This window comes from Ruegeria arenilitoris (assembly GCF_013030265.1).
Taxonomy (GTDB): domain Bacteria; phylum Pseudomonadota; class Alphaproteobacteria; order Rhodobacterales; family Rhodobacteraceae; genus Ruegeria; species Ruegeria arenilitoris_E.
Window position 1 is genome coordinate 139,321 of sequence record NZ_WPZQ01000007.1, and the last position, 17,433, is coordinate 156,753.

The 17,433-nt window shown below is 55.5% G+C and carries 15 protein-coding genes; 7 read left to right on the top strand and 8 right to left on the bottom strand.

Annotated elements, in window-relative coordinates; genetic code table 11:
• Positions 1–8 precede the first annotated feature (8 nt).
• The 5 genes from GOX61_RS13995 to GOX61_RS14015 form a co-directional block, all read right to left on the bottom strand.
• Positions 9–944: a 3-keto-5-aminohexanoate cleavage protein gene (locus tag GOX61_RS13995; RefSeq protein ID WP_170334631.1), complete on the bottom strand. Its 936-nt coding sequence runs from the start codon at positions 942–944 to the stop codon at positions 9–11.
• 10 nt (positions 945–954) lie between these two features.
• The gene (locus tag GOX61_RS14000) at positions 955–1,755 is read right to left on the bottom strand and encodes an SDR family NAD(P)-dependent oxidoreductase (protein WP_170334633.1); all 801 of its coding nucleotides are present in this window, start codon (positions 1,753–1,755) and stop codon (positions 955–957) included.
• Entirely contained in the window at positions 1,739–3,280 is a 1,542-nt protein-coding gene (gene betC / locus GOX61_RS14005) for a choline-sulfatase (protein WP_170334635.1), read from the bottom strand. The genes GOX61_RS14000 and betC overlap by 17 nt, the downstream gene beginning before the upstream one ends.
• A complete protein-coding gene (locus GOX61_RS14010; RefSeq protein WP_170334645.1) occupies positions 3,277–4,416 on the bottom strand; it encodes an aromatic ring-hydroxylating oxygenase subunit alpha in 1,140 nt (379 codons plus the stop codon). The genes betC and GOX61_RS14010 overlap by 4 nt, the downstream gene beginning before the upstream one ends.
• A gap of 90 nt (positions 4,417–4,506) precedes the next feature.
• Positions 4,507–5,535 (bottom strand): GlxA family transcriptional regulator, encoded by a 1,029-nt coding sequence (locus tag GOX61_RS14015; protein WP_170334647.1) that lies wholly within the window; start codon positions 5,533–5,535, stop codon positions 4,507–4,509.
• A gap of 841 nt (positions 5,536–6,376) precedes the next feature.
• On the opposite strand from GOX61_RS14015, the gene GOX61_RS14020 reads away from it, so the two are divergent.
• A complete protein-coding gene (locus tag GOX61_RS14020; protein ID WP_170334649.1) occupies positions 6,377–7,432 on the top strand; it encodes a tyrosine-type recombinase/integrase in 1,056 nt (351 codons plus the stop codon).
• Between the two features lie 69 nt (positions 7,433–7,501).
• Here GOX61_RS14020 and GOX61_RS14025 read toward each other — a convergent pair whose 3' ends face one another.
• Positions 7,502–8,608 (bottom strand): ParB/RepB/Spo0J family partition protein, encoded by a 1,107-nt coding sequence (locus tag GOX61_RS14025; RefSeq protein WP_170334651.1) that lies wholly within the window; start codon positions 8,606–8,608, stop codon positions 7,502–7,504.
• Positions 8,605–9,912: an AAA family ATPase gene (locus GOX61_RS14030; protein ID WP_155149432.1), complete on the bottom strand. Its 1,308-nt coding sequence runs from the start codon at positions 9,910–9,912 to the stop codon at positions 8,605–8,607. The genes GOX61_RS14025 and GOX61_RS14030 overlap by 4 nt, the downstream gene beginning before the upstream one ends.
• A 467-nt stretch (positions 9,913–10,379) precedes the next feature.
• Between GOX61_RS14030 and GOX61_RS14035 the strand changes: the two genes are divergently transcribed.
• Entirely contained in the window at positions 10,380–11,066 is a 687-nt protein-coding gene (locus tag GOX61_RS14035) for a DnaA N-terminal domain-containing protein (protein WP_170334653.1), read from the top strand.
• A 66-nt stretch (positions 11,067–11,132) separates the two neighbouring features.
• On the opposite strand, the gene GOX61_RS14040 is transcribed toward GOX61_RS14035, so the two are convergent.
• Positions 11,133–12,404 (bottom strand): MFS transporter, encoded by a 1,272-nt coding sequence (locus GOX61_RS14040; RefSeq protein ID WP_170334655.1) that lies wholly within the window; start codon positions 12,402–12,404, stop codon positions 11,133–11,135.
• 198 nt (positions 12,405–12,602) lie between these two features.
• On the opposite strand from GOX61_RS14040, the gene cyoA reads away from it, so the two are divergent.
• The 5 genes from cyoA to GOX61_RS14065 are packed head-to-tail and all read left to right on the top strand — an operon-like array spanning position 12,603 to position 17,426.
• Positions 12,603–13,664, top strand: coding sequence for a ubiquinol oxidase subunit II (cyoA, locus tag GOX61_RS14045; RefSeq protein WP_170334657.1), 1,062 nt, complete (start codon positions 12,603–12,605; stop codon positions 13,662–13,664).
• A 33-nt stretch (positions 13,665–13,697) separates the two neighbouring features.
• Positions 13,698–15,731, top strand: coding sequence for a cytochrome o ubiquinol oxidase subunit I (cyoB, locus tag GOX61_RS14050; protein WP_170334659.1), 2,034 nt, complete (start codon positions 13,698–13,700; stop codon positions 15,729–15,731).
• Positions 15,731–16,369 (top strand): cytochrome o ubiquinol oxidase subunit III, encoded by a 639-nt coding sequence (cyoC, locus tag GOX61_RS14055; RefSeq protein WP_170334661.1) that lies wholly within the window; start codon positions 15,731–15,733, stop codon positions 16,367–16,369. The genes cyoB and cyoC overlap by 1 nt, the downstream gene beginning before the upstream one ends.
• Positions 16,366–16,722, top strand: a complete 357-nt coding sequence (gene cyoD, locus GOX61_RS14060) for a cytochrome o ubiquinol oxidase subunit IV (RefSeq protein ID WP_155149445.1) — start codon at positions 16,366–16,368, stop codon at positions 16,720–16,722. Before cyoC ends, cyoD begins: the two co-directional genes overlap by 4 nt.
• Complete coding sequence (locus GOX61_RS14065) at positions 16,719–17,426, top strand: SURF1 family protein (protein WP_170334663.1); 708 nt, start codon at positions 16,719–16,721, stop codon at positions 17,424–17,426. The genes cyoD and GOX61_RS14065 overlap by 4 nt, the downstream gene beginning before the upstream one ends.
• The last annotated feature ends 7 nt before the right edge of the window (positions 17,427–17,433 follow it).

A 17,433-nucleotide genomic window follows, 5' to 3' on the forward strand; every position in this document is an offset into this window, starting at 1 on the left:
CTCCCCCTTCAGAAGGCAACCTGATCGCCACCTTTAAGCCCAAGGCGCGCACGCGCCTCGGCAGGGGTGGCGACAGTCAGGCCGAGATTTTCGACGATGTCGCGAATTTTCCGGACCTGCTGGGCGCTGGATACGGCCTTTTCGCCCGGCCCGATATACAGGCTGTCCTCCATCCCGACGCGGACATTACCACCCAGCAATGCGCTTTGGGTCGTAAAAGGCATCTGAAAGCGACCGGCGGCCAGAACCGACCATTCATACTCATCCCCGAACAGCTTGTTGGCGATAGTGTGCATATGCATCAGGTTATCGAGGTCGGCGCCAACACCGCCCAGAATACCAAACACCATCTGCACAAAAATCGGACCGTCGATCCAACCCTGATCGCGAATCCACGCGAGGTTGTAGAGGTGGCCGAGGTCATAGCATTCGAATTCAAATCGGGTGCCGTGGCCCTGCCCCAGTTCCTTTATGCAGTATTCGATATCCGCGAAGGTATTTCGGAAAATGAAATCGCGGGTCATGTCCAGAAAATCGGGCTCCCACGCGTGTTTCCAGTTCGAATACTTATCCTTCATCGGGAAAATGCCGAAATTCATCGATCCGATATTCATGCTTGCCATCTCGGGCGAAGCTTTTACGGCAGCGCGCAGGCGTTCTTCGCGGGTCATGCCCAGACCACCTCCGGTCGAGACATTCATGACCGCGTCCGTGGCCTGTTTGATCCGTGGCAGGAAGTCCATGAATAGGTCGGGATTTGGATCGGGCTTTCCGGTTTCCGGGTCGCGCGCATGAAGGTGGATAATCGAAGCGCCTGCCTCAGCTGCTTCGATTGATGCGGCTGCAATCTCGCTAGGCGTGATCGGCAGATGCTCGGACATGGTGGGCGTGTGAATCCCCCCGGTCGGAGCGCAGGTGATGATGACAGACTTCTGCTTTGGCATGGCGCGATCCTCAGAGCTTCATCTGCTGCACCTGGGCTGACAGCCCGCCATCCAGCACCCACAGTTGACCTGAGGCATAGCGTGCTTCGTCCGAGGCCAGCCAGTTAACCAGATTGGCAATGTCCTCGGGTGTGCCATAGGTTCGCATCGGGTGAACATCGCGCACCGCCTGTTGCAGCTGATCAATGGTTTTCCCGCCAGCGCCGGAACCATCACCGGTGAAGAAACTTTGCAGCATTGGCGTATCGATATAGCCCGGACAAATGGCGTTGACGCGAATGCCTTCAGGACCATGGTCACAAGCCATCGCGCGGGTCAACGCGTGGACGGCCCCTTTGGTGGCACAATAGGCTGCGAGACCCGGATCAGCGATGAAACCGTCATAGGAACCGAAGTTGATGATGCTGGCACTGGTCCCTGACTGGGCCGCTTTGCGCATCAGCGGCAGTGCGTACTTCGAAGTCAGAAACGTGCCAGTGCAGTTTACAGCAAAGCTGCGGTTCCATTCTTCCAGCGAGGTGTCCTCGATGGTTTTTTCAATCTCGATCCCTGCGGCGTTGACCAGAATATCCAGCTTACCAGTACCGGATTGGACCCGCTCCATTGCCGCGACTGCGTCGGTCTCTTGCGTGACGTCCAGTTTGACAAAGACGCTGCCATCCTCGTCATGTTCAGACAGCGAGCCCTGCGGGGTAAGATCGGCGGCATAGACATGAGCACCTTCGCGGAGGAAGCGCGCAACAATTGCACGCCCAATGCCACCGCGCCCGCCAGTCACCAAAGCGGTTTTGCCTTCAAGTTTTCCTGTCATCGGGGGTCCTCGGGTTTAAACGATAGTGTTCGGCCGCCACGGTCCAATCCATGTGGTTGCGCACATATTGCTGGCTGGCGTCAGACGGCGGGTTGTAGTCCCAATGCTCTCCGGCCCCTGCCTCCATCGCAGCATGCAGCGCGCGCCGGGATTTCTGAGTGGCGATAATATTGCGACGCAGTTCTTCACTGTCCCATCGCTCGGTCACTTCTGCAGCGAAAGCTGCGGCAGCATCGCGATAAGTGGACCCATTAGCTATGTTTTTCGTTTCCAGCGGGTCCTGAGCCAGATCATAAAGCTGAGGCGGGTCTGCATCACAATGAATGTACTTCAAAGGCCCGCGCCGGATCATGAAAACGGGATAGGGCGTCATCTCGGCACAGTATTCGCCGATCGCTTCGTCCACCGGGTCGGCTTCGCCACGCGCAAGGGGCATCAGGGAACGGCCATCCACCGGTTCGCCCAAAGTCGCTGCACTGCCACCAGCAATGTCGATGAAGGTTGGCAACAGGTCCAGAAGCGAGCACGCATTTCCGGCTACGCCATGGGAAACACCCGCGCCCGCCATAATCAGCGGTACACGGGCAGAGTGTTCGAAGAAGTTCATCTTGTACCACAACCCACGCTCACCCAGCATATCGCCATGATCTGCTGTCACGATGATGATGGTGTTGTCGCTTTCACCGATATCTTCGATGGCTTTGACAATTTCACCGACCTTGCTGTCAAAATAGCTGACATTCGCCAGATAGGCGCGGCGGGCGCGGCGCACCTCTTCCTCGGACAGGGGCACCACGCTGGCTTCGATCCCATCCATCACCCGGCGCGAAAACGGATCCTGCTCATCCAGCGCTGGCACAAATTCGGGCATGGGAATCTCATCGTCATCATAGAGGTCCCACCATTCGGGTTTGGCGACGTAGGGATCATGCGGATGGATAAAGCTGGCCACCATGCAAAAGGGTGTATCCTGCCCCGCCGCGCGTTCGCGTCCCCGGTCAATCAGCCAGCGACGCGCAGCAAAACCGACCTCGTCATCGTAATCGGTCTGGAACGTTGCGACAGCTACACCGCTTTCCTTGACCGTCTGCATGTTGTGATACCACTTATCGATGCGCTCGTCCGGAGCTTCCCAATCTGGGGTCCACGCAAAATCGGCAGGGTAGATATCGGTGGTGACGCGATCCTGAAACCCGTGTTTCTGGTCGGGGCCTACGAAGTGCATCTTGCCGGACAGGCAGGTGCGATATCCCAACGCCTTAAGATAATGCGCAAAGGTTGGGACAGAAGCGCGGAATTCACTTGCGTTGTCATAGGCGGCGATGCGGCTGATTAACTGGCCCGACATGAAAGCAAACCTAGACGGCGCGCAAAGCGGCGAATTGCAGTAAGCCGCATCAAATCGCATCCCCCGTGCCGCCAGCGCGTCGATATTCGGAGTCCTGGCGACCGGGTGGCCGTAGGCTCCGGTCCAATGTGGGGCCAGCTGATCTGCCATGATGACAACGATGTTGGGCCGCGTCATCTGACGGCTCCGGCATAGGCCTCCAGAACCAAACCATGAAAGTGGTGAACTGCGTGTTCGGATTTTCCCGATCCGGTCGGGTCATTGACAATGCGTCCTTGGGTGAAAGCGGGCGTGCTCATACCGCGCTGAACGCTTTCGACCAGGCTGATGTCCTCGACCTGCAGGACCTCATCCAGATACCGGATGGCATCCAGTTCGCCTTCATCGGGTTCGGGCGTTTCAAGGAAGAAGTCGTATGTCTCCAACGTCCGATCCGGTCCAACGGGAATGATGTTCAGGACAATCATGCTGGACCGTCCCGGATAACGCATGAGGCAGGTTGTCGGCCACAACCACCAGACCGCATGGGTGCGCACGGTCGCGTTGGAAACATCATAGGCGGTATTTGCCGACTTCCCCGCATCCGCCATGTGGCTGGAATAGATGCCGTGTGTGGTGACCTTGTAGGTATCCATATCCACCAGATCGCAGAAATCCTTGTGCGCGGTGGGGCAGTGATAGCACTCCAGAAAATTGTCGACGACATTCTTCCAGTTCGACTTGATGTCATAGGTCAGGCGGTGACCAAAGGTGAGTTGGTCAATGTCAGGTGCCCAATGGCGGATTTCAGTTTCCAGACTGCCTGACTGCTCTTTCAGCGATGCCGCGCTCGGATCCAGATTGACGTAAACAAAGCCAGCGAATTCTTCGACCTGAACTTGATCGAGACAGATCTCACCGGTGCTGAAATTCTCAAGATGTTCAGTTTCCGGCGCACGTACCAGCTGACCGTCCAACTTATAGACCCAAGCATGATACGGGCACATGATGCGGGTCGTACTGCCCTCCCCTTTCAGCAACTCATGTGCACGATGTTTGCAGGCGTTGTAAAACGCCCTCAGAGCACCCGCGCGGTCCCGAACCACCGCAATAGGTTGCCCAGCTATTTCGATGGTCACAAACGACCCGGATTCCCGCAGTTTCTCAACGTGGCAAACCCATTGCCAGGACTTGGCTATGATTTCACGCTGATCGGCAGCAAACCACTCTTGCTTTACATAAGCGTCGGCTTTCAGAGATTGCGAATTGCCCGCATCCGCCGAATAGCCCTCAGCGATGGTCGCGAACTGAGCCTGGGTCGGTAGGTCTGTCATTTAGGACACTCCTTTGCCTGCCGGTTTGCAAAGGTATGATCTGCCAAAAACCACAATGGTGCGGGCAGTCTAATCGCCACAAACTAAACTTTATTCGCCATCCCTTATACCCACAGCCGGACGGTACATCGGCCAGGCCCGAAACTCGAACGGTACCCTGCCCTCGATCCGATCCTGACTGGGAGGCAGACCAAAGCGTTGCTTGTAAGCCCGTGCAAAATGGACCTGGCTGGGAAATCCGCAGGCCTGCGCAACTTCGGAGATGGGCAGCTCTGTCTGTGTGACCAACCCCCTCGACCGGTCCAACCGGATATCCCGGTAATACAATTGCGGACTGGTCTTCACATACTCCTGGAACAGGCGGTTCAACTGACGCTGAGAAACCCCAGCAAGCCTGCACAGCTCGGGAATGGTAATCAGCGTTTCCAAGTGCTGTTCCATGATCGCGATCGCTTTCCGAACCTTGGGCGGCGCCGTGTTTCCCAGAGGTTCCAGTTGGCTGTCGGTCTGATGTGCGCCCAGCCCACGAAGATTGGGATAGAACAGATATTTTGCGCAATCGTTTGTCAGTGCATCGCCGACAATCCCGTGCAGCAGAAACAGTGCAAATTCGCCGGTTGCAGCCCCGCCGCAACAAGTACCGATATTGCCTTCGTGAAGGAACAAATCCTCACACACCTCAGTCTCTGGATATTTCTCACCGAAAGCATCTATATGCTCGTAATGGACGGTGGCACGTCGCCCCCGCAAGAGACCTGCTTCGGCCAGGATGAAGGCCGCGGTATCGATCCCTGCAACATAGCTGCCAGTCCGTGCGTATTTGCGTATCGCAGAAAGGAGGGGCTCACTGGTGAAAGCTTCGGGCGTCCAACTGCTGGACGCAACGACTATGTCTGGTCGTGATTGCTTAATGGAATCCAGCGGCCTGACTGCAACTTCCACCCCGTTGCTGGCTTGGCAAAGCGCGCCGGTTTCACACGCTATACTCCACTGAAAAAGCTGTTTTCCAGCTAGGTAGTTTGCAGCCCTGAATGGGTCCAAAAACGCCATCGTCGCCGCAAGATTGAAATGCGGCGTGACCAGAACCAGAATCTCGGTCAATTCGTTTTTCTTCAGCATGGCCACGACGCAGCGGTCTCTAAGAAACAAGGATGCAACTTTAGAAGATCATTCCCGGCATAGAAACGCCAGCCGTCACCGAGTGTGGATACTGCGGAAAGCTTGCCGCTCATTGCGAAACCGTCTTTGAACCCGATCTTGGACTTTTGGCTTTGTCTTGTATCGGTCAACATCAATCAGGTCAGACCCGGTATTTGAGCAGCTTACTGCGAAAACACCTTCCCAATTGAGGTCCGAGTTTAATCACCATGAACAAATCGTTTCGTGACTGACTATGATGCCGCGCCCCGCCAACAAGTATTCAAACTCGCACACCCCCGGTACGAAACGACGTTAGGCTCAAACGGCGTATAAAATCACTGATCGCAAAGAACAGTATCCATTCAAGTAGGCTTTCGAAACACGTTTGCTCATGACGAGCTGTCTTACCTACGGGTCATAGCGTCAACACCTTGTCGAAACCGACCCATCGCTTCATCAAACCAAAGGTCGACCAAAGCCGAGCTTCGACACTCAAACACCGCTTAAAAGCTAATTGGGCAGGCATTGACCCAGTTTGCGTGATGCCCAGAGATCGACTAACGCCCGAAATCTCCCTGCAGCAGCAGCCTATGCATTTGACAGGGTGACGGCTGTTCTTCGGCCTCCTTCAGCATCGTTCAGAAATTGCGACAGTTTCCAGTAGTTTTATTGGTTTACAATATGCCTGCCATCTTTATGCGCATTATTTGCATATTTTGTTTATTACATTAGAAATTTGACTCACTCAATATTAGATATGATAAGTACCAATTATCATGTATGATTGATTTCACCAGAAAATCGGCACAGAATGGCGGTCATGAAGCCTCCTGTCCAATATCTACCAGCCACTACCCCTGCCCTAACGCTCGTCGATCAGGAGGCGCTGAGTGACCTGTATGTCCGAGGAACCCCGGTAAACACTTTGCGGGCTTACGAACGTGATCTGGTCTACATCACAGCATGGAAATCTGCCCGGTTTGGTGCCGCACTGGCCTGGCCGGAATCCGAGGCCACAGCGCTCGCTTTTATTATCGATCACGCCCGCGATCTCAGCAGCGCATCTGAGGCGGACATCGCCCGACAAACCGCAGAGATGCTGATCGCGCAGGGACTGCGCAAGACGCTAACCTGCCCGGCCTCGTCCACGCTGGACCGGCGCATCGCGTCCTGGCTGGCGTTCCACCGGATGAAGAACCTGACCAGCCCTTTTGATGCGCCCCAGGTCAAACAGGCGCGCGCCAAGGCACGCCGGGCTACGGCCCGCCCCCCTGCCCCGAAATCTGCCCATCCTATCACGCGTGGCATTCTCGAGCGGCTTCTGGCCACCTGCCGCGGCAGCCGTCGGGATTGCCGTGACCGGGCTTTGCTAATGTTGGGCTGGGCCTCGGGTGGGCGACGACGTTCCGAGATTGCCGGATTGCGGTGCGAGGATGTCAGTCTGAAGGATTTCAACAAGGCTGGGCTGATCTGGCTTTCGCTGCTAGAAACCAAAACAACCCAGAAAGGTGAGACACCCCGGTTGGTGCTCAAGGGGCGTGCCGCACAGGCGCTGGTCCATTGGATCGAGTTTGGCGAAATTCGCGATGGGCCTCTGTTCCGCCCTGTCTCCAAAGCGGATCGCGTACTCAAGCGCCGCCTGTCACCAGATGCGATCTATCAGATTATCCGGCACCGACTGAAACTGGCGGGCCTGCCCGAAGACTATGCCTCACCGCACGGGCTGCGCTCCGGCTTCCTGACACAGGCGGCTCTAGACGGCGCGCCGATCCAGGCCGCAATGCGCCTCTCCCTGCATCGCTCGCTCGCACAGGCCCAGAAATACTACGATGACGTCGATATTGCCGAGAATCCGGCGACAGATCTGCTGGGATAGTTTGCAAACAAAATGGCGCCGGAACTCTCTCCGACGCCATTGCTGAAATTCAAGCCAGGTATCACTTTCTTACCCGTGGGTAAGATCATCCTCTTCCCAGAGATCCGCAATAAGTGTCGAGATGGCCTGTTCCAATCGGGCCCTGTCAACTCGTGTGAAATCGAGATCATACCGCAGATCAATACGCCCGCTCGATGCCGAACACTTTGCGATCCCTGCCCGTCCAGACACCTGAAACGTTGTCTTGGCTCGACGTGGTTTGCTGTTGTTCTTCGTAACATTCTTGGTTGGCTCGGCAGCTTCTGTGTTTAAAAAGCTGCGTAAAATGGCAACTTCACGGCTACTGTCCCGGTCAGGTTCACTCATCAACGCAGAGCTCACCTGCCCGATAAGGCCGGGATCTGTATCAAACTTGCGCTTGAGTTCCACACCTACATTGCGCGGAATGTCGTTGGGATGCATCAGCACTTTCTCCAGCAAGGCAAGAAGGCTGGCGAAAGCCCGAATATAGCTGCGCTTCGTGTAGCTCGCCGACTTGAACAGGATCGACACAGCCTTATCGACATCCACACAATCGTTGTTCGGATCATCTGCAAATGCCCGCGCGAGTGCACCCATTTCAGCGAAGGAGATATCCTTGCGGATCAGATTTTCATCCACCATACGGCGATAGCTGTCGTTCAGCTCTGACGCTTCGGCGATACCTGCAGGGATTTTGGCATAGGCTTCATCACCGGTTTCCTCGTACAGGGCGCGATATGCCGAGAGACGCCGCATTCCTTGAATCAGGTCAAATCGTCCATCGGGTCGACGTTCAACACGGATCGGGTTGGACAGGCCAATCTCCTGGATTGAAAGTTTGAGCTCATCCAGTTCGGGATCAGGGCCGGGTTTGCGATCACGTGTCAGCTTTTCAGTCATCACATCGGATAATGCAATTTGCTCAGTCACAAGACCTTCGGAACGTAAACGGACAAGCTCATGCGCCAATCGATCATTCTCGGACCGAATTGCATCTTCTGTAGATTGTTGGTCCCGCAACGCATCCGCATTTTCGGAAATCGCAGCGGCCATTGGACCGCGACGTTTTTCGAGCACTTTGTCAGGAACCTTGCCAACCGGTATATCCTCAACAGCCGGCATATCGATATCGAACATTCTGCGTTTACGGCTCATGCGTCATCCTCCAGCTTGTCCCAGGCCGACAACATTACGCCCCGGAATTCTTCATATACATTGTCAAAGGTCGATCGTGCGCGCCGCCAGGTCTCTCGCGTCATTTCGCGGTAGTCCATTTCATAGACCGAGCTCAGGAAGCGGCCTGACTGCTCAACTGCGCGGGTCATCTCGACAGGGTGCTCGGCAACGTGTTCGCCGAAAACCTTGCGGAACGCATCGAACATGGCAAGGTGCAGTGCGTTTCCGGGTTCATAACGTGTCAACAAGAAGCGCAGTTCACAGAATGTCTTGGGCAGACCAATCTTACCCGTGGGTAAGGTCTTGTCGAAACCATAGGCAAGGTCTTCGAGCGCCTCAGCCAATTGACCAATGAAAGACGTGGTCGAGTCATATTCCCAATATCCTGGGCCGGACGGCACATAGAGCATGTCAGCAGCGAAGACCGCATTCATCGACTGATACCCAATGGCCGGAGGACAATCGAACAGGATCAGGTCATAGGCATCGTCGGGAATCTGATCGAGATATCGGGACACCGCGGCAAAGAACGACCATTCCGGATTCAGATGCCGATACTGCGCAGAGGCAAATTCAACGAAGGCAGCGTTGGCGCAGGAGGGGATGACATCGATGGTCGACCATGAGCTTTGTTTGATAAAGTCTGCGATGCGCAGGTCACCAAGACCCATGTCGGTGATCGAGGGCGGCAACTCGCGGCGGGGCAGGGCGGTTCCGGATTCAGCGGCCGCCGGGCGGTTGTTCATCCGCTCGGTCTCGCGGATCAGGTCCCGCGCCATGATGCCCCAGACGGTGAAGTCCTCGGCCACATCCGTTAGACCCATGGAATGGCTCAGCGTCGCCTGGGGGTCGAAATCTACCACCAGCACGCGATACCCATCCAGAGCGGCGGCATGCGCTAGATGCAATGCGACAGTCGATTTGCCGGCGCCACCCTTGAAGTTCGCGACTGCCGCACGGATAGCCCGCTTTCCTACAGGACGTGGCGGCATCAGGGATCTGCGATTGACCTTGAGCCGTCGACGCAGCTCATTGACCTCCTCAAGGCTGAACCAACGTTGCCGGCCGTCTGGCTCCACCTCTCCTCCGGGCAGAGAAGGGTCAGCGGCCAGCTTGCCGCGAAAGGTTGACTGGTTCACCCGAAATATCAGCTCGGAAACTTCCCAGCTGGAAAACCGGCGCAGCGTCTTCTCCATCTCGGGGCTGAAAGTTTGCTGGCGAATCCAACCCTGCAACTTCAGGGATTGATTGCGCAATGCATTCAGGTCTTCGTGCGTGTACATGCCTCAGCTCTCTTTTATTGGACGTAAATTTTTGCCTATTCGCTTTTTACGCTTGGTTTGCGTTTTTGGCAAAAGAAATTATTATGAAATCCCAATCTTACCCGCGGGTAAGAAACTAAGGGGTTTTCGACGCCCGACCGATTCGGAGAGGAGACCTCCCTGCGTTCACCCATCGCTTGGCTTAGTGCACAAGATTTAGGGGGACAGATCGGAGAGCTCCGCCCGATTTGGGGGGACAAACCTCTCAAATAGGGGGACGCACAAGATGTCCCCCATCACCAATACTTCACCAATCTATTTATATTTTTAGATCGGAATGGGGCTCCGAATTACATCAATTTCAGAGAGCTCTTGACAGAATCGTCACATTGGACGCTAATCAGGACAACATTACGAAAAGCGTTGGGAAACGGCGCTAACGATGCGGACTAACCCGCACGAGGCAGATCGAGACGGTGAGGACCCGGATGCAGCTTTCAAAGCCGGTTGGCCGAAATGCGCCAGCCCTCAAGTATGATATTTTATCGGCTTTGGCTGTCCATGCCTTATCCGGTGACAAGCATCGTCAGCGCAGCATTCTGCGAATCATGAGCCTGATCACCACGCGATACAACTGGCGTAACAATGAGTTGTCGATTGGGCGGGAAGAAATTGCCCGCCTTTGGTCTGTCGATGAGCGCACGGTCAAAAGAGAAATGGCCAAGCTACGTGGTTTGGGCTGGATAGCGGTTAAGCGCCCGGCTGTTCGCGGACGCGTTGCCGTTTACGAGCTGGACCTCAAACAGATCATGCTGGATACGTCTACGGTTTGGCCTGTCATTGGCACAGACTTTGCGGAACGAATGGGACATGAGCCGGAGGTTGAACCATCGAACATAGTTCCATTCGCAGTTAAGTCACCCCTAGCTCAGACAGACGGTGACGAAGTCTGGAGCGCCGTTCAGGCGGCCCTGCATGGGCGCGACCCTGAACTCTGGTCAAGTTGGTTTCAGCACCTTACTGAGGTCGAGAGGGCAGGGGGCGTCGCAACCCTGATGGCGCCATCTCGTTTCATGGCAGACTACATCGCCCAGAAGTGGAGTGGTCGAATTCTGGCCGCCTACGGGCGCACAGATCCTTCGATCAGATCCATTCGGGTTGAAGCTGCCGAATAGCTAAGTTTGCCTCACGTCGCTCGCCGGGCAAGCATTCATCGCTTACCCGGTGAACATTTTCGTTGATCAAGCTGATCTGTCGTCTGAATCGCGTTTGTTCAGCAGGCTAAGCGCGCCAAATGTCACCAGCGCACCCGAAAGCAGATACAGTCCTGCAGCCCACAGGCCGAATACTGCAGTCAGCCCGATTCCCACCAGGGGCGCAAAGGCTGCTCCGAAAATCCAGGACAGGTTCGTCGCCATAGCGGAACCGGAATAGCGGTATTTCTTCGGAAAGCGCTTTGGCACAATGGCGCTTGCCTGACCGTATGACAGGCCCAGCACGAGGAAGCCGAACAGGATATAGGCGTACGGATAATGGGCCAATGTTCCGATCAACAGGCTGAGCAGGACGATCAGAACCGTGCTGATTTTGATCACTGTGCGCCGGTTGTACATGTCCGCCAGAATGCCCGATGCAATCACTGTCAGGATCGCCAGCGTACCGCCAATCAACTGCACGGTCAGAACCTCGGTGATCTCGAACCGCTCATAGATGGCTGCGAATGCAAGCGGGAACACCGTGACCATGTGGAACAGCGCATAGCTGGCCAGAGGCAGGAAGGCCGAAAGCAGGATGGTTCTGCCCTCGTTCTGAACCAGCTCTTTCAGAGGTGCAGATTCCGTGACTTCTGGCTCAACGCCCAGATCGGCATTCAGCAACCGGACGCGAGCATAGAGGGATACGACATTCACCGCCATTACTGCGAAGAATGCGAACCGCCAGCCCCACTTGATGAACTCTTCTTCTGTCAGAAAACCGTTGAGAACGAAGAATATCGAAGCGGCCACAACGAATCCGATAGGTCCGCCCAGTTGGGGTACCATGGCATAGAGGCCCTTGCGGTTTTTTGGCGCAGCGCTTTGTAGCTGCAGCGTCAATCCGTCCCAGGCGCCACCGAGTCCAAGACCCTGAAGAATGCGCAAAACAGCCAATAAAACAGGCGCGAGCCAGCCGATTTTCTCATATCCCGGCAGCAAACCGATGGCGACAGTGGACGTTCCCAGCAGCAAAAGCGCGAGTGACACCTTGCCGACCCGGCCTATTTTGTACTGCAAGGTTCGACCCAAAAGGCTTGCGACGGGGCGTGCGAGAAATGCGAGAGAAAAGATCGCAAATGACGCCAGCGTACCAGACAGCGGGTCGAGCATCGGAAAAAACAATTGGGGAAATACCAGGGCCGAAGCGATAGCATAGACAAAAAATCCAAAGAAATCAGTTACTCGCGCCATGACGACGGTGGTGATCACCTCGTCAATCGTAGCTGAGTAGCGTGGTGTGTTATCAACGCTGGTCATGATATACTCCTGTCTCGAATGTTCGGGATACCCATCGTTCCCGGAGCACCAAGCCAAAGGTAATTCTGTGGGTCATCATTTGTCGCATTGCACCACGACATAGAAAACAGCACAAGGGGCCTCGCAAGCAGAGGTACGTGAATGTCTCGCCAGCTTAGCAACTCTTCAGTCCAAAACCGATCCAAGAGACGCAAGAAAATGAAGCGCGCATTTCCCGCGGCAGCATTGTTGTCGCTAATCGCACTGGCAGGGTGCGACATGGTTGTCCTCGATCCTTCCGGCGATGTCGCCGTTCAGCAGGCGGACCTGATTTTGTACTCAACGGTCCTGATGCTGATCGTGATCGTTCCGGTCATGGCGTTGACCGTATTCTTCGCATGGAAGTACCGCGAGTCGAATAAGGATGCGACGTATGAGCCGGACTGGGATCATTCGACCAGTCTTGAGATCATCATCTGGTCCGTGCCCTTGGCGATCATCATCTGTCTTGCCGGGCTGACCTATGTCGCGACCCACAGGCTGGATCCATTTGAGCCGTTGAGGCGGATTTCAGCGGTTGAAGAGATCGACGAATCTGTCGAACCGATGGTGGTTCAGGTTTCGGCAATGGACTGGAAATGGCTGTTCATCTACCCGGAAGAGGGGATTGCCACTGTCAACGAAGTCGTTGCGATCGTGGACCGGCCGATCAAGTTCGAAATCACATCGACCACCGTTATGAATTCGTTCTTCGTGCCGGCGCTTGCAGGACAGATCTATGCCATGTCTGGTATGCAGACCGAGTTGAATGCGGTGATCAACGAAGCCGGCATTTATGACGGTTTCTCGGCCAATTACAGCGGCGAAGGTTTTTCGCAGATGCGCTTTAAGTTCCATGGCAAGGATCAGGCAGATTTTGATGCCTGGGTTGAACAGGTGCGCGCGCAGGGAACCGAGTTGGACCGGGAATCACTCGCTCAACTGAACCAGCCCAGCATTTCCCACCCTGTGACCTACTACAACACGGTCGAAGACGGATTGTGGGACAAGATCGTCAATCTGTGCATCGAGGATGATACGCTTTGCCTCAATGACATGATGATGGTGGATGCCTTGGGCGGTGGTGGCCTTGAGGGGCTTTGGAACCGTGAAATGTTCCGTGGCATCTGCTCGGCCGATGACCCCGGTGCGCTGATGGCGATGATCCGTCCCGAAATGCGCATCCGCGAAGACGAAATTATCACTGCGATGACGCTGGTTCCCCCGGCGGCCGCGAACTGACCTGAAACGAATAAGAACTGGAAAGATAACGCTATGTCGCTATCTCACGAAGTCGCTGACGGTATCGCCCTTGTTTCGGGTGTGGACCCATTCTGGGGCAAGCTGTCCTGGGGCGTGTTTCCCTTCTACGAGCCGATCGTGCTGGTCACGTTCATCGTTGTCATGCTCGGCGGTTTGGCCGTTGTCGGAGCGCTGACCTACTATCGCCTTTGGGGTTATCTCTGGAAGGAATGGTTTACCAGCATCGACCATAAGAAGATCGGGATCATGTACATGGTTCTGGGTCTGATCATGTTGCTGCGTGGCTTTGCGGATGCGCTGCTGATGCGGGGTCATCAGGCCATCGCCGCCAGTGGAGGCGAGGGTTATCTGAACGCGCACCACTACGACCAGATCTTCACCGCCCATGGCGTTATCATGATCTTTTTCGTGGCGATGCCCTTTGTAACCGGCTTCATGAACTACGTTATGCCGCTGCAGATCGGCGCGCGCGATGTGGCCTTTCCGTTCCTGAACAACCTCAGCCTTTGGCTGACCATCTCGGGTGCGGTCCTGATTATGCTGTCGCTGTTTGTGGGTGAGTTCTCGACTGCGGGCTGGCTGGCCTATGCGCCTTTCTCGGGGCTCGAATACAGTCCGAGCGTCGGCATGGACTATTACCTCTGGTCGCTGAACATTGCCGGGATCGGGACAACTCTGTCAGGCATCAACCTTGTGGTAACGATCATCAAGATGCGCGCGCCGGGTATGACACTGATGAAGATGCCGGTCTTTGTCTGGACGACCCTGTGTACCAACATTCTGATCGTTGTGACCTTCCCTGTTTTGGCCGCAACGTTGGCACTGCTGACGGCGGACCGCTATCTGGGTACCCATTTCTTTACCAATGATCTGGGCGGCAATCCGATGATGTATGTGAACCTCATCTGGATTTGGGGTCACCCCGAGGTCTACATCCTGATCCTGCCCATCTTTGGAATATTCTCGGAAATCGTACCGACCTTCACCGGCAAGCGGCTGTTCGGTTATACCTCGATGGTTTATGCGACCTGCGTGATCATGGTGCTCAGCTATATCGTATGGCTGCACCATTTCTTCACCATGGGGGCAGGGGCCAACGTGAACGCCTTCTTTGGTATTACAACTATGATCATCTCGATCCCGACCGGGGCCAAGATCTTCAACTGGTTGTTCACCATGTACAAAGGCCGCATCCGGTTCGAGACCCCGATGCTGTGGGTCATGGGCTTTATGCTGACCTTCGTGATTGGCGGTATGACCGGCGTTCTGCTGGCGGTGCCCCCAGCAGACTACGTACTGCATAACTCGCTGTTCCTGATCGCGCATTTCCACAATGTGATCATCGGCGGCGTAGTATTCGGTATCTTTGCTGGCATCATCTACTGGTGGCCCAAAGCGTTCGGATTCAAGCTGGAGCCATTCTGGGGCAAGGTCAGTTTCTGGTGCTGGCTGATCGGGTTCTATCTGGCCTTCATGCCGCTTTACGTGCTGGGCCTGATGGGTGTGACCCGCCGTATCAGTCAGTTCGAGACCACCTTCTATTCGGTCTATTTCGTGATCGCTCTGGTTGGCGCGTTGTTCGTTGCAGCAGGTATCGCGGCGTTCCTGGTGCAGATTTATGTCTCTATCCGCAATCGTGATGCGCTGCGCGATGTCACGGGCGATCCGTGGAATGGACGTACGCTGGAATGGTCGACCTCTTCACCACCGCCTTACTACAACTTCGCCTTCACGCCGCGTGTCTATGAGCTGGACGCCTTCACTCAGATGAAGCGCGAAGGGTTCGTGCGACCCACCGATGGGTTCGTTCCGATCCACATGCCGCGCTATACGGCCACAGGCGTTGTTATGGCCGGGTTCCTGACCGTCATGGGCTTTGCTTTGATCTGGCATATCTGGTGGCTGGCGGCTGTCAGTTTCGCTGCGACGCTGGTCTATGGCATCGGTCATACGTTCAACTACGACCGCGACTACTATGTCCCGGCAGATGAAGTGAAGGGTATCGAAGACCAGCGGACACAACTGCTGGCGGGGGCTGCGGAATAATGACGGATACAAGTACGGATCAGCCGAAAGAATTCTTCGTCATCGAAGATCCCCATCACGGGGACGATCACGAAGAGCATCACGAAAACGGAACCATGCTTGGGTTCTGGATCTATCTGATGAGCGATTGCCTGATCTTCGGCATTCTCTTCGCAACCTACGCTGTTCTGGGCCGCAACTATGCGGCCGGTCCGGCCCCTGTCGACCTGTTCGATATCGAGATGATTTTGGTCGCCACCTTTGCGCTGCTCTTCTCGTCGATCACGTACGGGTTCGCTGTTCTGAGGATGGAGATGGATGACCTGCGCGGCACTGTTCTTTGGCTGATCGTCACAGGACTTTTTGGCGCAGGGTTCCTGTATCTGGAAATCGAAGAGTTCAAGCACCTTTGGCACATCGGTGCGACCCCGATGGCAAGTGCCTTCCTGTCGTCGTTCTTCATTCTGGTGGGCACGCACGGTCTGCACGTTCTGGGTGGCAGTATCTGGTTGCTCGTGCTTCTGGCTCAGCTGGGCCAGCATGGACTGACCCATGAAAACAAGCGGCGGGTCATGTGCCTGTCCCTTTTCTGGCACTTCCTCGATCTGATCTGGATCGGTGTCTTTTCCTTGGTCTACCTGACGGGGGTCCTGCTATGAGCGATCACGCAAAAGGGGCCGGCGGCACCTTCAAATCCTATGTCATCGGCTTCCTGCTTTCCGTCGTACTGACTCTGATCCCGTTCTGGATCGTACTAGGTGATGTGATGGACAATACGGCCTGGGCTGTTGCGATCATCTTCACGCTGGGCGCGGCACAGATGCTGGTGCACATTCATTACTTTCTGCACGTTACCCTGAAGGCCGAGGAGGGGTGGCAGGCAATGTCGCTTGGCTTGACGGTGTTGCTGCTGGTCATTGTCCTCGCGGGGTCGATCTGGGTCATGTTCAATCTGGATGCCAACATGATGCCCGCACATGAACAGATCGAGCGGGTTCGCAACCTGCCATGAGCGATCAAAATACCGCCCGACGGCCCGGATGGGTGACCGTGCTGCTGTTGGGGCTGTCGGCGGTGTTGATTGTTGTCTTTGTTTTGCTGGGCAACTGGCAGATGCGGCGGCTGGCCTGGAAAGTAGAGCTAATCGAAGCTGTTGAAAGCCGGGCCTTTGGTGAACCGGCCGCGCTGCCTGATGTATTCGATCCAGACCAGCATGCCTATTTGCGTGCCTCTGTTGATGGTCAATTCCCGACGACTGGCGCGATATTGGTCAAGGCGGTTACCGAATTGGGGCCCGGATTCTGGGTCATGTCACCGATGACAACAGACAAGGGGGTGCTGTGGGTCAATCGTGGTTTTGTTTCGTCAGATCAGAAGCAACCCGAGAACTGGGTTGAAACGGATTCCCGCATAATCGGATTGTTGCGCCCGACTGAGCCCGAGGGCACGTTGTTGGAGCGCAATGATCCGGGATATGACCGTTGGGTTTCGCGCGATACGCTGGCAATGTCCAAGGCTCTGGGACTTGGCGATACGCTGCCCTATTTCATCGACGCAGAACATGCAGGTGCGCCCGAGGCATGGCCTCGCGGTGGTCTTACCATCGTCAAGTTCAGAAACACGCATCTGTCCTATGCGTTGACCTGGTACGCGATGGCGGTCCTTTTTGCCGCTGCTTTGGTCTACGTTATACGCTCGGGCCGGTCCGAGAAGTAGAGCAAAC

Excerpts from the sequence above, each read along its gene's own strand:
- GOX61_RS13995 (WP_170334631.1), bottom strand. The coding sequence starts at position 944 with ATGCCAAAGCAGAAGTCTGTCATCATCACCTGCGCTCCGACCGGGGGG.
- GOX61_RS14000 (WP_170334633.1), bottom strand. The coding sequence starts at position 1,755 with ATGACAGGAAAACTTGAAGGCAAAACCGCTTTGGTGACTGGCGGGCGC.
- betC (WP_170334635.1), bottom strand. The coding sequence starts at position 3,280 with ATGACGCGGCCCAACATCGTTGTCATCATGGCAGATCAGCTGGCCCCA.
- GOX61_RS14010 (WP_170334645.1), bottom strand. The coding sequence starts at position 4,416 with ATGACAGACCTACCGACCCAGGCTCAGTTCGCGACCATCGCTGAGGGC.
- GOX61_RS14015 (WP_170334647.1), bottom strand. The coding sequence starts at position 5,535 with ATGCTGAAGAAAAACGAATTGACCGAGATTCTGGTTCTGGTCACGCCG.
- GOX61_RS14020 (WP_170334649.1), top strand. The coding sequence starts at position 6,377 with ATGAAGCCTCCTGTCCAATATCTACCAGCCACTACCCCTGCCCTAACG.
- GOX61_RS14025 (WP_170334651.1), bottom strand. The coding sequence starts at position 8,608 with ATGAGCCGTAAACGCAGAATGTTCGATATCGATATGCCGGCTGTTGAG.
- GOX61_RS14030 (WP_155149432.1), bottom strand. The coding sequence starts at position 9,912 with ATGTACACGCACGAAGACCTGAATGCATTGCGCAATCAATCCCTGAAG.
- GOX61_RS14035 (WP_170334653.1), top strand. The coding sequence starts at position 10,380 with ATGCAGCTTTCAAAGCCGGTTGGCCGAAATGCGCCAGCCCTCAAGTAT.
- GOX61_RS14040 (WP_170334655.1), bottom strand. The coding sequence starts at position 12,404 with ATGACCAGCGTTGATAACACACCACGCTACTCAGCTACGATTGACGAG.
- cyoA (WP_170334657.1), top strand. The coding sequence starts at position 12,603 with ATGAAGCGCGCATTTCCCGCGGCAGCATTGTTGTCGCTAATCGCACTG.
- cyoB (WP_170334659.1), top strand. The coding sequence starts at position 13,698 with ATGTCGCTATCTCACGAAGTCGCTGACGGTATCGCCCTTGTTTCGGGT.
- cyoC (WP_170334661.1), top strand. The coding sequence starts at position 15,731 with ATGACGGATACAAGTACGGATCAGCCGAAAGAATTCTTCGTCATCGAA.
- cyoD (WP_155149445.1), top strand. The coding sequence starts at position 16,366 with ATGAGCGATCACGCAAAAGGGGCCGGCGGCACCTTCAAATCCTATGTC.
- GOX61_RS14065 (WP_170334663.1), top strand. The coding sequence starts at position 16,719 with ATGAGCGATCAAAATACCGCCCGACGGCCCGGATGGGTGACCGTGCTG.